Raw genomic sequence first — 14,437 nt, forward strand, 5'->3', positions numbered from 1 at the left:
ACCGGCGGCCACCGGTCACCCCTCTGCCTCCACCTCCACTTCCACCCGTACGCCCGCCCGTACCCCCCACCCCGCCATCGCCCCGGCGGCCGCCTCCAGCACGTGCCGGGCGCGCGGGCGGGGCAGGCCCAGGCGGCCCGGCGGCATCGTGCGCACGGCGATGACGGTGAGGCGGCGGTCCAGGTAGGCCACGTCGATCGGGATCCGCATCCCGAACGTGTGCACCCCGCTCGCCGGTGACAGCAGCATCGCCCCGGCCACCGCGTCCCGGCCCAGCAGACCCCTGGTACGGGCCCGGTAGGAGGCCGCGATCTCCAGGGGGACGGAGGCGGCCGGCACCTCCCCGGTGTCCGACCGCACGGTCAGCAGCCCCCGCCCGTCCCGCCAGCGCCCCATGACCCGCCCTCCGCTCTCGTGGCCGCCAACTTCCCGCACCCGTAAATGCGTTGTCCTTTCCCGTCCTCCCCACTAGGAAGGGCGCTATGACAGGACTCGGTGCCGTATTCCGCCCCCAGCTTCCTCCCGAGCGACTCAGGGCCGTCGCCCGCGTCGCGGACGAGACGGGGCTCGACGAACTGTGGCTGTGGGAGGACTGCTTCCTGGAGGGCGGCGTGTCCACGGCCGCCGCCGCGCTCGCCTGGACCGAACGGGTGCGGGTCGGCATCGGGCTGCTGCCCGTGCCGCTGCGGAACGTGGCCGTCACCGCGATGGAGGCGGCCTCGCTGGAACGCATGTTCCCCGGGCGGGCCGTCCTGACCGTGGGGCACGGCGTGCAGGACTGGATGGGCCAGGTCGGCGCCCGGGCCGCCTCGCCGCTCGGCCTCCTCGGCGAACACCTCGACGCCCTGCGCGCCCTGCTGCGCGGGGAGCGGCTCAGCGTGCACGGGCGGTACGTCCGGCTGGACGACGTCGCCCTCGACTGGCCGCCGCCGCACCCGGTGGACGTCCTCGCGGGCGCCACCGGACCCCGTACGCTCCGGCTCAGCGGCGAGAAGGCCGACGGCACCCTCCTCACCTCCGCCACGCCGCCGGACGGCGTACGGCGGGCCCGGGAGCTGATCGAGGAGGGACGCCGGTCGGCCGGCCGTACCGGCGCGCACCGGATCGTCGTCTACCTCCTGGCCGCCACGGGCGCCGACGCCGAGTCCCGGCTGCGCGCCGAACTCGCCGCCCAGGGCCTGGCGTCGGTGCCGGACCTGGGCGTCGCCGGGGACGCGAAGGCGGTGGCCGACGCGGTACGGCGCCTCGCCGAGGCCGGCGCGGACACCGTCGTCCTCCAGCCGACGGCCGACGAACCCGACCCGGAGGGCTTCGTGCGCTTCGCGGCGGAGCAGGTCGCACCGCTGATCCGCTGATCCGCTGATCCACTGACCGGGCCGGAGCCGTCGCCGCAGAGCGGAGCCGGCTGTCAGTGGCACCTGCCACAGTGCCCCCGCATGACCGACGGGACGAGCGGGGCACCGGCTCCCCGGCCGCGCCCCGCAGCGACGCTCCCGACCGGCTGCCGCCACCCCGGGCGGCCCCGATGGGCCGGCTGTCCGCGTGCGGGACCCGCCGGTCGCCGCCACCCCGGGTCGCCCCGTCGGGTCGGCTGCCGCGTGCGGGGTCCGCCAGCCGCCCCACGGGGTGGTTGCCCGCGTGCGGGGCCTGCCAGTCGCTGTCGCCTCGGGTGACCCCGTCGGGGTGGTTGCCCGCGTGCGGGGCCCGCCGGTCGCCGCCACCCCGAGTCACCCCGACGCACCGGCTGCCGCGCGCGGGACCCGCCGCCCGGTCCACGCCCCGCGCACGGCCCGCCGACCCGTCCGGGCCCCCGCAGGATCCGCCGCCCGGCCCCCCCGGAGATTCTCCGACGCCGGAAATCCGCAGGCCCCCGCCCCGCTTCCCTGGGATCATGGCCGTATGACTGCTGAACGTTCCTTCGAGGACCTCGTGGCCGAGGGAGTCGCCGTGCCCACCGAGGGGTGGGACTTCTCGTGGTTCGAGGGGCGGGCCAGTGAGGCGCGGCCGTCGTGGGGGTACGCCCGGTCGGCGGGGGAGCGGCTGGCGGGGGCCGAGGCGGCGCTGGACATCCAGACCGGTGGCGGGGAGGTGCTGGACTTCGCGCTCGGGCGGGCGGAGCCGGCCCGGCCGGTGCTGGTGGCGGCGACCGAGGGCTGGCCGCCGAATGTGGCCAAGGCCACCGCCCTGCTGCGGCCCCGCGGCGTCGTCGTGGTCGCCGCCCCGGACGACGCGCCGCTGCCCTTCGCCGACGAGGCGTTCGACCTGGTGCTCAGCCGGCAACCGGTGCGTCCGCACTGGGCGGAGATCGCCCGGGTGCTGCGGCCCGGCGGAACGTACTTCGCCCAGCACGTGGGGCCCGCCAGCGTCTTCGAGCTGGTCGAGTACTTCCTCGGACCCCAGCCGGAGGAGGTGCGCCGCGCCCGTGACCCCGAGCGGGAGCGGGCCGACGCCGAGGCGGCGGGGCTGGAGGTGGCCGGCCTGCGGGCGGAGCGGCTGCGGATGGAGTTCCACGACATCGCCGCCGTCGTCCACTTCCTGCGCAAGGTCGTCTGGATGGTCCCGGGCTTCACGGTCGAGGCCCACGCGTCACGGCTGAGGGCACTGCACGAGCGGATCCGGAACGAGGGGCCGTTCGTCGCGCACAGCACCCGGCATCTCTTCGACGTACGGAAGCCGTAACACTCAGGGAACCGGGTTTCCACATTGTTATCGCCCCGGGTTCACATGCGCCCCACAGGTCACGTAAGTTCAGACCAAGGTAATTCGCGTCGGCAAAGCCGCGCGGTCGGCACCGCGCGGTGGAGGGGGCCGCGCGGTGCCGTGAAGCCACCTGGGGGCGCCGCCGGGGGACCGGCCTCCGGCCCCGGCGCCGTAGCGGAACGGTCAAGTCCGCCCCGTGTCGGCGGGGTCGCCCGTCGGGGGGACCCGGGCGACATCCCGCTGATTCCCCCAGGACGGCCTAATCCTTGCGAATCCGTTTGCATCCGGCCGTATTTTCCTGCGAATCCACTGTGAACCGCCCCAGGGACACCCCTGAATCCCACATTCCGTAACCGCCCCCGCGTCGTCGTGCGATTCCGGAGAGTAGTTGTTGGGCGTCGCTGCACCCATCAGCCCTTACGAAGGGTTATGGTGGAAACCCCCCCTCGGGCCGGTCCGTCTCCCCCCCACGGACCGGCCCGTTTTTTCATGGCAGAGGACGACCGCGTTCCGGAACCGCCCGGCCCCGGCCCGGCGTCCCCCCGAAGGGGCGCGGCCCCGGCGGCGTACGACACCGCCGCATGGCCAAACCCCGGACCGGACCGGGCCTCCGGCAGCGGTAGGCTCAACGACTCCGGCTCCCCCTACGGCTCCGGCACCCCCTACCCCGCGCCCAACCCCCGGAGGGTCACGTGAACCTGCGCGACAAGCTGCGCGGTCTGCTCGTCAGGCTCTACGCACGCCGGGTGGAAGGTCACCTGGATCACGCTCAGGTGCCCAAGCACATCGGCGTCATCATGGACGGCAACCGCCGCTGGGCGAAGGCGTCCGGCTCCAGCACCGTCCACGGGCACCGGGCCGGCGCCGAGAAGATCGAGGAGTTCCTCGGCTGGTGCTCCGAGACCGACGTCGAGGTGGTCACGCTGTGGCTGCTGTCCACCGACAACTTCGACCGCCCGCGGGAGGAACTGGTCCCCCTGCTCGGCATCATCGAGGACGTCGTGCGCACCCTCGCCGCCGACGGCCGCTGGCGGGTGCACCACGTCGGCACGATGGACCTGCTGCCCGCCGGCATGCAGCGCACGCTGAAGGAGGCCGAGGAGGCCACCGCCCACAACGACGGCATACTCGTCAACGTGGCCATCGGTTACGGCGGCCGGCAGGAGATCGCCGACGCCGTGCGCTCCATGCTGCACGAGGCGCAGGACCGGGGCCTGTCGATGGAGGACCTCGCCGAGTCCGTCGACATCGACATGATCGGCCGTCACCTCTACACCGGCGACCAGCCCGATCCGGACCTGGTCATCCGCACCAGCGGCGAGCAGCGGTTGTCCGGATTCATGCTCTGGCAGACCGCGCACTCCGAGTACTACTTCTGCGAGGTCTTCTGGCCGGCCTTCCGGAAGGTCGACTTCCTGCGCGCCCTGCGCGACTACGCCGCACGTCACCGCCGTTACGGCGGCTGACCGGCCCCGCACCGCCCCGTCGCCGCCCGGTGACGGGGCGTCGTCGTGTCCGCCGATTGGCGCGGACGTAACAAGGAGTTCACCGGTCCGCCGATGGCCGCATTTGCATGGCCGCGCCTGTTCGAGGGCATAAACCCAACAGGTCGACACCCGAACCACGGGCGTCGGTTCTCAGCGGGCGGCTCGGGGCCGTCCGCCCGGGAGGCCCTTTGCACCAGCCCGACCGTGCGGTCACGGCACGGAATCAGCCGCGGAGGGCCGGTTCACGGCCCGCCGTGCGCGGGGGCCAGACACCGGTCCAGCAACTCCTCGTCGCTCCCCGACCACATCCGAGGGGGTACGTCCTTCCGTGGTGACCAGCACAAAGCGCCACAAGCCCGACCGGCGCACCTATGTTCTCGACACCAGCGTCCTGCTGGCCGACCCGAACGCCCTGACCCGCTTCGAGGAACACGAGGTCGTGCTCCCCGTCGTGGTGGTCACGGAGTTGGAGGCCAAGCGGCACCACCCCGAACTCGGCTACTTCGCCCGGCAGGCCCTGCGCCTGCTGGACGACTACCGGGTCCGGCACGGCCGCCTCGACGCCCCCATCCCGACCGGGGACCTCGGCGGAACGCTCCGGGTCGAGCTCAACCACTCGGACCCCAGCGTCCTGCCCACGGGCTACCGACTGGGCGACAACGACTCCCGCATCCTCGCGGTGGCCCGCAACCTCCAGGCCGAGGGGTACGACGTCACCGTCGTGTCGAAGGACCTGCCGCTGAGGATCAAGGCGTCCTCCGTCGGGCTCCTCGCCGAGGAGTACCGGGCCGAACTCGCCATCACGGAGAACTCCGGCTGGACGGGGATGTCGGAACTCACCCTGCCCGGCGAACAGGTGGACATCCTCTTCGAGGAAGGACACGTGTACGTCCCGGAGGCGGCCGGGCTGCCCGTGCACACCGGCCTGACCATCCAGTCCGAGCGCGGCAAGGCGCTCGGCCGGGTCACCGCCGAGGGCAACGTCCGCCTGGTCCGCGGCGACCGGGAGGCGTTCGGCATCAAGGGCCGCAGCGCCGAGCAGCGCATCGCCCTCGACCTGCTGCTGGACCCGGACATCGGGATCGTCTCGATGGGCGGCCGGGCCGGCACCGGCAAGTCGGCGCTGGCGCTGTGCGCGGGCCTGGAGGCGGTGCTGGAACGCCGTCAGCACCAGAAGGTGATGGTCTTCCGGCCGTTGTACGCCGTCGGCGGGCAAGACCTGGGCTATCTGCCGGGCACCGAGGCGGAGAAGATGAGCCCGTGGGCGCAGGCCGTCTTCGACACCCTCTCCGCGGTCACCAGCCGCGAGGTCATCGAGGAGGTCACCGCGCGCGGGATGCTGGAGGTGCTCCCGCTGACCCACATCCGTGGCCGCTCGCTGCACGACGCGTTCGTGATCGTGGACGAGGCGCAGTCGCTGGAGAAGAACGTCCTGCTGACCGTCCTGTCCCGGATCGGCGCGGGCTCACGGGTGGTCCTCACCCATGACGTGGCCCAGCGGGACAACCTGCGCGTGGGCCGCTACGACGGAGTGGTCGCCGTGGTGGAGAAGCTGAAGGGGCATCCGCTCTTCGCCCATGTCACGCTGACCAGGTCCGAGCGGTCCCAGATCGCCGCGCTCGTGACCGAGATGCTGGAGGACGGCCACATCTGATCCGGCCCCGCCCTCGATTGGCGCCGTCCGGCAAAGGCTCAAGAGCCTAGCCGGGCGGCGCCGTCGTGCGTGGGACTTTCCTGAAATCCCCAGGGCCAAACGGGATGTGAGCTTTCACACGCAACACAGAATTGCCACACGGCGTCCGGTTACGGCAGAGTCTCGTTCCTGTCAGGCCCCGCATACGACACAGTCGTGCCCCCAGCGGCACGGCGCCCCGCAGGCCCCACCAACTCCATAGAGTCGTCGTATGCCGCCCGCGCACCACGCGGCGCTCCCCGCAGGGGAGTTGCCCACCGGGCCCGCGCCTCCCGTGACCCCGCAGTTGGGAGGCCTGTGTCAGGGGCACGATCGCGTCCGCCAGGGTCACCGAAGCGGGCGATGCTGGAAGGAAACCGTGTGAGCCGGATTTCGGTCCGGGGATTCGCAGTGGCCTCGGCCACCGCGGTCACCGCTGTCGGAAGCGTCGTCGGCGTTGCCTCGGGCAGCACCGCGCAGACCAACGACGCCGCCGAGGCGACGGCAGCCGACACCACGCTCCTCGCGGACATACCCGCGGGTCAGCAGGCGCAGGTGCAGACCGCGTCCCTGACGCAGCAGGCCGACGCACAGGCCATCGCCGCGGACGCGAGCGCCAAGAAGGACGCCGAGGAGGCGGCCCGCAAGGCGGCCGCCGACACCGCGATCGCGAAGAAGAAGGCCGCCGAGGAGAAGGCGGCCCAGGCCGCCAAGGAAGCCAAGGAGCGCCTCGAGGCCAAGGCCGCGGCCAGCCGTGGCGGGACCGATGTCCGCGACTCCTCCAGCTTCCCGGTCCAGGGCAGCTACAGCGTGGGGCAGATCCAGGCGATGGCGCGCCAGATGGTGCCCGGTGGCCAGTTCCAGTGCTTCAGCAACATCGTGAATCACGAGTCCAGCTGGAACTACCAGGCGGTCAACGCCTCCTCCGGTGCCTACGGTCTCTTCCAGGCCCTGCCCGCCGGCAAGTACGCCTCGGCCGGCGCCGACTGGCGGACCAACCCGGCGACCCAGATCAAGTGGGGTCTCAACTACATGAACGAGCGGTACGGCAGCCCCTGCCAGGCCTGGACGTTCTGGCAGGCCAACCACTGGTACTAGGCCACCCGCCGGCCCGGCCGGCCCCGGCTCGTCCTTGCGAAGCCCTTCCCCGTCCCCTGGGGAGGGGCTTTCGCCCTGTACGGTCTTACGCGGACGACTCCACGGGGGAGTGGTGGCGAGCACGCGGGGACGCGGGGGAAGAGGACGGAGCATGGCGCGAGTGCCACGATGGCTGGGCCGGATCGGACGTGGTCTGGCCGAGATGAGCGAGCGGCTGGACGAGCGGCGCGCGGAGGTCGAGAAGGAGCGGGACGAGCCCGGTCCCGGACCGGCGGCCGAGGCGCCCGCCGCCGAGCCGGCGACCCCGCCCGCCCGCCGGTCCGCGACACCCGCCCGCGGGACCACGCCCGGCCGCCGGCCGGATCCCGCCGAGGCCGTGCCCTGGGGTGTCAGGGTCGCCGCCGAGGCGGGCTGGCGGCTGCTGGTGCTGGCCGGCACCCTGTGGGTGCTGATGCGGGTCATCAGCGCGGTGCAGCTGGTGGTGTTCGCCTTCGTCATCGCCCTGCTGGTCACCGCCCTGCTCCAGCCGACGGTCGCCCGGCTCACCCGGCGCGGGGTGCCGCGCGGCCCGGCCACCGCGCTCACCGCCATCAGCGGTTTCGTCGTCATCGGCCTCATGGGCTGGTTCGTGACCTGGCAGGTCATGGAGAACATCGACACGCTCTCCAACCAGATCCAGTCCGGCATCGACGACCTGCGCAACTGGCTGCTGAAGAGCCCCTTCCACGTCACCGACAAGCAGATCAACCAGATCGCCAAGAACCTCCGCGAGGCGATCGGCGCCAACGCCGACCAGATAACGTCCGCGGGCCTGGAGGGCGTCCAGGTCATCGTGGAGGCACTCACCGGCATACTGCTGGTGTTCTTCTCGACGCTCTTCCTGCTCTACGACGGCAAGCGCATCTGGGAGTGGTTCCTGAAGCTGGTGCCCGCCGCCGCCCGCCCGGGCGTGGCCGGGGCCGGCCCGCGGGCCTGGCGCACGCTGACCGCCTATGTGCGCGGCACGGTGCTGGTCGCCCTCATCGACGCGATCTTCATCGGCATCGGCATCTACTTCCTGGACGTGCCGATGGCCGTCCCGCTGGCCGTGTTCATCTTCCTGTTCTCGTTCATCCCGCTGGTCGGCGCGGTCGCCTCCGGCGCGCTCGCGGTGATCGTCGCACTGGTCACCCAGGGCGTGTTCACGGCCCTGATGACGCTGGTGGTGGTGCTCGCGGTGCAGCAGATCGAGGGCCATGTGCTCCAGCCGTTCATCCTCGGCCGCGCGGTCCGGGTGCATCCGCTGGCGGTGGTCCTGACCGTGGCCGCCGGCGGCATGGTGGCCGGCATCGGCGGCGCCGTGGTGGCCGTACCGCTGGTCGCGGTGACGAACACGGTGGTGGGCTATCTGCGGACGTACGCGCAACAGCAGTCCGGTGCGGCCGTGGAGGACGGGGCCGACGGGGCCGCCGGGGAGGAAGCGGATGCTCCGGCCCCCGGCGAGGGGCCCGGGAAGTCCATCGGAGAGGGCGCCAAGGGCGCCAAGGGCGCCAAGGACGACAAGGACGCCAAGGACACCGAGGACTCCGAGAGCGTCGAGGGCAAGGGCGCAGGGGACGACGAAGACCCCGCCCACAAGGAGTGAGCGGGGTCTTCGGGAGGGGTCCTACTCGGCCAGGACGGCCTCGGCGTCCACGGTGACGGCGATCGCCTGCACCACGGAGGCGATCTTGAACGCCTCCTGGACGGTCTCGCGCTCCACGCCGGCCTTGCGCAGCACCTGCTCGTGCGAGTCCAGGCACATGCCACAGCCGTTGATCGCGGAGACCGCGAACGACCACAGCTCGAAGTCGACCTTTTCCACGCCCGGGTTGCCGATGACGTTCATCCGCAGGCCCGCGCGCAGGGTGCCGTACTCGTGGTCGGACAGCAGGTGCCGGGTGCGGTAGAAGACGTTGTTCATCGCCATGATGGCGGCGGCCGACTTGGCGGCCTGGTACGCCTCCGGCGAGAGGTTCGCCTTCGCCTCCGGCTCCAGCTCACGCAGCACGATCGGGGAGCGGGAGGCGATCGCGGTCGCCAGCACCGTGCCCCACAGCTGCTGCGCGGGCAGATCCGAGTTGCCGATGACCGAGCCCAGGTTGAGCTTCAGGTCCTTGGCGTAGTCCGGGATACGGGACTTCAGGGAGTCGAGCGACACGGGTCACTCACCAGCCAGCAGCGCGACCGGGTCGAGGGTCTCGTCGCCCTTGGACCAGTTGCACGGGCACAGCTCGTCGGTCTGCAGGGCGTCCAGCACCCGCAGGACCTCCTTGGGGTTACGGCCCACGGAACCGGCGGTCACCATCGTGAACTGGATCTCGTGGTTCGGGTCGACCACGAAGACGGCGCGCTGGGCGTAGCCGTCCTCGCCCTCGATGCCGAGGTCGCGCATCAGCTCGTGCTTCGGGTCCGCCATCATCGGGAACGGCAGGTCGGTCAGGTCCGGGTGGTCCTTGCGCCAGGCGTGGTGCACGAACTCGGAGTCACCGGAGAAGCCGAGGATCTGGGCGTCGCGGTCGGCGAACTCGTCGTTCAGCTTCCCGAACGCGGCGATCTCGGTCGGGCACACGAACGTGAAGTCCTTGGGCCAGGCGAAGACCACGAGCCACTTGCCCTCGTAGGACTTGTGGTTGATCTGCTCGAACTCCTTGCCCTTCTCGAGCGAGACGCAGGCGGTCAGATCGAACTCGGGGAACTTGTCACCGACAGTGAGCACAGGCTCTCCTTGCAGCGAAGAAACTTCCCTTTTGGGGCGTTTCCCATGGGGTTGGACTTTGTCGATGGTGGCACAGGGTGCATTGATTAGGGAAATAGCTACACTCGGTCGTGTTGATTGGAGGTGCTTATCAGTGACGATGGGCAACGGGAAGCGACGGCAGCCGACCCTGTCGCAGCTGCGGGCGTTCGTCGCCGTCGCCGAGCATCTGCACTTCCGGGACGCGGCGGCGGCCATCGGGATGAGCCAGCCCGCCCTGTCCGGCGCCGTCTCCGCGCTGGAGGAGACCCTCGGGGTGACCCTCCTCGAGCGTACGACGCGCAAAGTACTGCTCTCGCCCGCGGGGGAGCGGCTGGCCGTGCGGGCCAAGGCGGTGCTGGACGAGGTCGGCGCGCTGATGGAGGAGGCCGAGGCGGTCCGGGCGCCGTTCACGGGCGCGCTGCGCCTCGGGGTGATCCCGACCGTCGCACCGTATCTGCTGCCCGCCGTGCTCCGGCTGGTGCACGAGCGCTACCCGCAGCTCGACCTCCAGGTGCACGAGGAGCAGACCGCCAGCCTGCTCGACGGCCTGCTCTCCGGCCGGCTCGACCTGCTGCTGCTCGCGGTGCCGCTCGGTGTCCCCGGCGTGGTCGAACTCCCCCTCTTCGACGAGGACTTCGTGCTCGTCACGCCGCTCGACCACTGGCTCGGCGGCCGCGAGGGCATACCCAGGGAGGCCCTCAAGGAACTGCACCTGCTGCTCCTGGACGAGGGGCACTGCCTGCGCGACCAGGCCCTCGACATCTGCCGGGAGGCGGGCCGCGAGGACGCGCCGGTCACCACCACGGCCGCCGGGCTGTCCACGCTGGTCCAGCTGGTGGCGGGCGGCCTCGGCTGCACGCTGCTGCCGCGCACCGCGCTGAAGCTGGAGACCTCCCGCAGCAGCCAGCTGCTCACCGGCTACTTCGCCGAACCCGCCCCGAGCCGCCGGGTCGCCTTCGCCATGCGCGCGGGCGCGGCCCGCGCCGCGGAGTACGAGGAACTGGCGGCGGCGCTACGGGGCGCGCTGCGGGCTTTGCCGGTACGCGTGCTGGACGGTTCCGACTAGCAGACCCGCGCCCCGGCAGGGGCGCGGGTCCGTATCGACATGCGGCTCCGCCGCGCGGGCGCGACCAGCCACAACGGAGCCGCACCCGACAGACGGCAGACTCACTCCGTACGCAGCCCCTCCGGCCGCATCATGCGAAGCAGCGGCGGCAGGCTGAGCAAGGTGACCACCAGGACCACTCCCGCGCCCGCGCCGGCCATCGACAGCACGCTCGCCCAGTCCACGGACACCGCGGTGTCCGTCATCTTCAGCAGCACCGAGCCGAGGGCCAGGCCCACCGACGAGGCCAGCAGCAGCCCGAGCGAGACGGGTACCGCCGTCTGCCACAGCACCGACAGCCCCAGCGTGCGGCGCCGGGTGCCGAAGGCGACCAGCGACGACAGCAGCTTGCGCCGCTCGCGCAACTGCTCCAGCTGGGAGACCAGCAGGCTCGCCCCGATCAGCACGAGCACGCAGACCGCGCCGACGAACAGGCCGGTGCGCAGGGAGGTGTACTTCCGGGACTCGGTGGTCGCCGCCCAGTGCCAGACGGACGCCAGCCGGTCCACTCGTGCCGCCGTGTTGCGCACGTACTGGTCCGCTTCCGGCACCGACATGTCGAGGCGGACGTAGACCTGGTGGTACAGCGTCGACGCGGCCCCGGACGGCAGCGCGGAGGGGGTGACCATCAGGCCGCTGACGTTCGACTGGAGCGCGTCCTTGCGAACGGTCACCCGGCGCGTTCCGGCCGGTACCGTCCAGGGGATCTCGCGCCCGCGCACGCCCTCCGAGTAGGTGGCGTCGAAGAAGCCGTGCCGACCCGGCCGCATGAGGGCCAGCTCGTCGGCGGACTCGTACGCGCCCGGGACGGCGAACACGTCACCGTCCCGGCAGGACGGCAGCCGGGCCAGTTCGCGCAGCGCGGCGCAGTCGCCGACGGTGACGCTCACCGTGGTGCCGGGGTCGTAACGCCGGTCGCCCATCGAGCCGGAGGAGATCGCCACCGCCGCCCGGACGCCCTTGGTGCGCGGGAACTCGCGGGCAGCCGCCGGCAGCGCGGACCCGTCCGAGAGGTCGACCTGCACCGACGCCCGTTCGGGGTCCTGGCCGGTGTCCTTGGTGTACTGGTCCTGCACGCCCGTGAAGAGCATCTGCAGCGCGATCGCCCCGGCCACCGCCACGGCGATGCCGTTGACCATGCGGGCGGCCGTACCGCTGCTCAGCTGAAGCCTGCGCACGGCCAGTTGCCAGGAGACCGGACCCGAGCCGAGCCGGGCCACGACCGCCTCCACCAGCCAGGGCAGCAGCGCGCTGACACCGACCAGGAGCAGCAGGACACCGCCGACGACCAGGTACTCGTTGAAGTCGCCGTGCGAGCGGCCGTTGCCGACCATGGGCAGCAGCATCGCGAGGCCCGCCGCCGGCAGCAGCAGCCGCCACCACAGGCGCCGCCGGGCCGGCTTGGCCGTGCGCACCACGCCGAGCGGTTCGACGGCCACCCCGCGCATCGCGAACAGTGTCACCGCCACCGCGGCGGCCGGGACCGCCACCGCGACCAGGACGACCAGTGCGAGGGAGGGGTCGAGATAGCTCGGGAAGATACTCACGCCGAGCACCTCGACCGAGCCCGCCGCCTGCCGCCCGATCAGGAAGAACACGGTGCCGACGGCGAGGCCGAGCAGGGCTCCGGCCAGCGCCTCGCCCGCCGCGATCCGGCGGGTCATCCGGCGGTCGGAGCCGACCAGCCGCAGCGCGGCCAGCCGGCGGTCGCGCCGCTCGCCGCCGAACCGCACGGCCGCGGCGATGAACACGGCGACCGGCGTGAGCAGGGCGACGAACACCACCAGCGTCATCATGATGAGCACCGGGTCGGCCCGTTCGGGGGTCGCACGCCGGTCCCCGAAGGCGGTCAGCCGCACCACGCGGGCGCTGCCGGGCTTCGGCTCCAGGTGGTCGGCGCCCGCGTAGAAGGCCAGTTCGTGCGAGCCGATCAGCCCCGGCTCGCCGATCGTGCCGGTGACCCTCTCCGGCAGCCGCTCCCGCAGCAGCCGGCCTTCGCCGGAGGTGAGCAGCTTCTTCAGCGCGGGGGAGACCACCATCTCGCCCGGCGCGGGGAAGCGGTCCACGCCCGGCGGCAGCGGCGCCCGCGGGCCCTCGGGCTTCAGGAAGCGGCCCCGGACCTCCTTGTCGTGCCACTTGGTGTCACCCAGGCCGACCAGTACGGTGTTCTCGCCCTTCGGCGGCACCTTCTCGCTGTAGGTGAGGTCCGTCCGGGCCTCCTCGCGCTGGTGCCGTGCCGTCAGCACGTTCGGCAGCGCGGTCGTCAGCAGCAGCAGCGTCACGCCCAGGCCGACGCCGACCGCCGTCAGCACCATCCGGACCCAGCCCTCGCGTCCGCCGGTGACGGCGAACCGGACGCCCATGCCCAGGTCCCTGGACCACTGCCGGAGGTTCATATGGCGCGCTCCATGTCCCGGGACCTGCCGTCGCGTACGACGATCTCCCGGTCGGAGTACGCGGCCACCCGGGCCTCGTGGGTGACCAGCACGACGGCCGCGTTGGTGGAGCGGGCCGCGTCGGTGAGCAGTTCCATGACCCGTTCGCCGTTGAGGGAGTCGAGCGCGCCGGTCGGCTCGTCGGCGAACACCACCCGGGGCCCGGTGACCAGCGCCCGCGCCACCGCGACCCGTTGGCCCTGGCCGCCGGAGACCTCGCCGGGCCGCTTGCCCTTGAGGTCGTCCACCTCCAGGCGTTCCATCCAGGTGAGCGCGGCCCGCTCGGCCTCCTTGCGGGGGCTGCCGTTCAGCCGCAGCGGCAGGGCCACGTTCTCCGCACAGGTCAGCTCCGGGACCAGCTGGCCGAACTGGAAGACGAACCCGAAGTCGCGGCGGCGCAGCGCGCTGCGCTCGGTGTCGCTCAGGCCGGCGAGTTCGCGGCCGTCGTAGGTGATGGAGCCGGAGTCGGGCGGCACGATGCCGGCCAGGCAGTGCAGCAGCGTCGACTTGCCGGAGCCGGAGGGGCCCATGACGGCGACGACCTCGCCGGGGTGGATGGAGAAGTCGGCGCCGTCGAGCGCGACGGTGGGGCCGAAGCTCTTGCGCAGGTTCTCGGCGGCGAGCAGGGAGCCGGGGGGAGGGGTCATCGGGTCACCGCCGCACGGAGCTTGTCGAGGCGCGCGGCGGTGAGTTCCAGCCAGCGCAGGTCGGCCTCCAGGTGGAACAGGGCGTGGTCGCAGATCAGCTGGTCGGCGAGGTCGCCCTTGCGCTTGCGGTCGGTGAGGATGCGCATGCTGCGCAGGTGCTCGGACCGCTGGGTGTCGAGGATGTCGGCGGCGTCGCGGTGGGTGAGGAGGGCGAGGACGACCTTGGTGTAGAGGGTCGACTGGAGGTACTCCTCCGGCTTCTCCGGGGTGGCGAGCCAGCGTTCGACGTCGGTGATGCCGGCGTCGGTGATGGCGTACCGCTTGCGCTCGGGGCCGCCACCGGCCTCGATCCCGTCGACTTCCACGAGACCGTTCTTCAGCAGCCGGGACATCGTGGAGTAGACCTGGCCGTAGTGCAGCGGCCGGTCGTGACCGAACTTCTCGTCGAAGGCGCGCTTGAGGTCGTAGCCGTGGCGCGGGCCGGACTCCAGGAGTCCGAGGAGGGTGTGACCGATGGACATGGCGGCACTCTACA

13 protein-coding genes are annotated in these 14,437 nt (G+C 72.1%); 7 read left to right on the top strand and 6 right to left on the bottom strand.

Annotated features, from left to right (window positions below; genetic code table 11):
- Window positions 1–15: 15 nt before the first annotated feature.
- Entirely contained in the window at window positions 16–396 is a 381-nt protein-coding gene (locus HB370_RS25465) for a DUF192 domain-containing protein (RefSeq protein ID WP_030778749.1), read from the bottom strand.
- A gap of 50 nt (window positions 397–446) precedes the next feature.
- Between HB370_RS25465 and HB370_RS25470 the strand changes: the two genes are divergently transcribed.
- The 6 genes from HB370_RS25470 (at window position 447) to HB370_RS25495 (ending at window position 8,581) form a co-directional block, all read left to right on the top strand.
- Complete coding sequence (locus HB370_RS25470; RefSeq protein WP_280117754.1) at window positions 447–1,355, top strand: LLM class flavin-dependent oxidoreductase; 909 nt, start codon at window positions 447–449, stop codon at window positions 1,353–1,355.
- 544 nt (window positions 1,356–1,899) lie between these two features.
- On the top strand, window positions 1,900–2,679 hold the full coding sequence (locus HB370_RS25475) for a class I SAM-dependent methyltransferase (RefSeq protein WP_030778753.1): 780 nt from the start codon (window positions 1,900–1,902) through the stop codon (window positions 2,677–2,679).
- A 713-nt stretch (window positions 2,680–3,392) separates the two neighbouring features.
- Window positions 3,393–4,166: an isoprenyl transferase gene (locus HB370_RS25480; protein WP_030778755.1), complete on the top strand. Its 774-nt coding sequence runs from the start codon at window positions 3,393–3,395 to the stop codon at window positions 4,164–4,166.
- Window positions 4,167–4,515: 349 nt separating this feature from the next.
- Window positions 4,516–5,841 (top strand): PhoH family protein, encoded by a 1,326-nt coding sequence (locus HB370_RS25485; protein WP_030778756.1) that lies wholly within the window; start codon window positions 4,516–4,518, stop codon window positions 5,839–5,841.
- 381 nt (window positions 5,842–6,222) lie between these two features.
- Window positions 6,223–6,957: a transglycosylase SLT domain-containing protein gene (locus HB370_RS25490; RefSeq protein ID WP_051815450.1), complete on the top strand. Its 735-nt coding sequence runs from the start codon at window positions 6,223–6,225 to the stop codon at window positions 6,955–6,957.
- A 151-nt stretch (window positions 6,958–7,108) separates the two neighbouring features.
- Window positions 7,109–8,581, top strand: coding sequence for an AI-2E family transporter (locus HB370_RS25495; RefSeq protein ID WP_106980602.1), 1,473 nt, complete (start codon window positions 7,109–7,111; stop codon window positions 8,579–8,581).
- Window positions 8,582–8,602: 21 nt separating this feature from the next.
- On the opposite strand, the gene HB370_RS25500 is transcribed toward HB370_RS25495, so the two are convergent.
- Together HB370_RS25500 and HB370_RS25505 are read right to left on the bottom strand one after the other, a co-directional pair.
- Window positions 8,603–9,136, bottom strand: coding sequence for an alkyl hydroperoxide reductase (locus HB370_RS25500; protein WP_030778759.1), 534 nt, complete (start codon window positions 9,134–9,136; stop codon window positions 8,603–8,605).
- Window positions 9,137–9,139: 3 nt separating this feature from the next.
- Window positions 9,140–9,694 (bottom strand): peroxiredoxin, encoded by a 555-nt coding sequence (locus tag HB370_RS25505; protein WP_030778760.1) that lies wholly within the window; start codon window positions 9,692–9,694, stop codon window positions 9,140–9,142.
- Window positions 9,695–9,833: 139 nt separating this feature from the next.
- Here HB370_RS25505 and HB370_RS25510 point away from each other — a divergent pair, with 139 nt between their 5' ends.
- Window positions 9,834–10,781 carry a LysR substrate-binding domain-containing protein gene (locus tag HB370_RS25510; protein WP_030778761.1) on the top strand — a complete coding sequence of 316 codons (948 nt, stop codon included), beginning with the start codon at window positions 9,834–9,836 and terminating at the stop codon, window positions 10,779–10,781.
- A gap of 101 nt (window positions 10,782–10,882) precedes the next feature.
- Here the strand turns inward: HB370_RS25510 and HB370_RS25515 are convergent, their stop codons facing one another.
- The 3 genes from HB370_RS25515 to HB370_RS25525 are packed head-to-tail and all read right to left on the bottom strand — an operon-like array spanning window position 10,883 to window position 14,423.
- Entirely contained in the window at window positions 10,883–13,216 is a 2,334-nt protein-coding gene (locus HB370_RS25515; protein ID WP_030778762.1) for an FtsX-like permease family protein, read from the bottom strand.
- Window positions 13,213–13,902, bottom strand: coding sequence for an ABC transporter ATP-binding protein (locus HB370_RS25520; protein ID WP_030778763.1), 690 nt, complete (start codon window positions 13,900–13,902; stop codon window positions 13,213–13,215). The genes HB370_RS25515 and HB370_RS25520 overlap by 4 nt, the downstream gene beginning before the upstream one ends.
- Complete coding sequence (locus tag HB370_RS25525) at window positions 13,899–14,423, bottom strand: PadR family transcriptional regulator (RefSeq protein WP_030616502.1); 525 nt, start codon at window positions 14,421–14,423, stop codon at window positions 13,899–13,901. The genes HB370_RS25520 and HB370_RS25525 overlap by 4 nt, the downstream gene beginning before the upstream one ends.
- Window positions 14,424–14,437: the final 14 nt, after the last annotated feature.

It is taken from the genome of Streptomyces sp. DSM 40868 (assembly GCF_011820545.1).
In the GTDB taxonomy this organism is placed as follows: Bacteria; Actinomycetota; Actinomycetes; order Streptomycetales; family Streptomycetaceae; genus Streptomyces; species Streptomyces eurythermus.

What these genes read in the sequence shown, in the direction of transcription:
- HB370_RS25495 (WP_106980602.1), top strand. Translation starts at nt 7,109, where the DNA reads ATGGCGCGAGTGCCACGATGGCTGGGCCGGATCGGACGTGGTCTGGCC.
- HB370_RS25515 (WP_030778762.1), bottom strand. Translation starts at nt 13,216, where the DNA reads ATGAACCTCCGGCAGTGGTCCAGGGACCTGGGCATGGGCGTCCGGTTC.
- HB370_RS25520 (WP_030778763.1), bottom strand. Translation starts at nt 13,902, where the DNA reads ATGACCCCTCCCCCCGGCTCCCTGCTCGCCGCCGAGAACCTGCGCAAG.
- HB370_RS25490 (WP_051815450.1), top strand. Translation starts at nt 6,223, where the DNA reads ATGCTGGAAGGAAACCGTGTGAGCCGGATTTCGGTCCGGGGATTCGCA.
- HB370_RS25510 (WP_030778761.1), top strand. Translation starts at nt 9,834, where the DNA reads ATGGGCAACGGGAAGCGACGGCAGCCGACCCTGTCGCAGCTGCGGGCG.
- HB370_RS25525 (WP_030616502.1), bottom strand. Translation starts at nt 14,423, where the DNA reads ATGTCCATCGGTCACACCCTCCTCGGACTCCTGGAGTCCGGCCCGCGC.
- HB370_RS25475 (WP_030778753.1), top strand. Translation starts at nt 1,900, where the DNA reads ATGACTGCTGAACGTTCCTTCGAGGACCTCGTGGCCGAGGGAGTCGCC.
- HB370_RS25465 (WP_030778749.1), bottom strand. Translation starts at nt 396, where the DNA reads ATGGGGCGCTGGCGGGACGGGCGGGGGCTGCTGACCGTGCGGTCGGAC.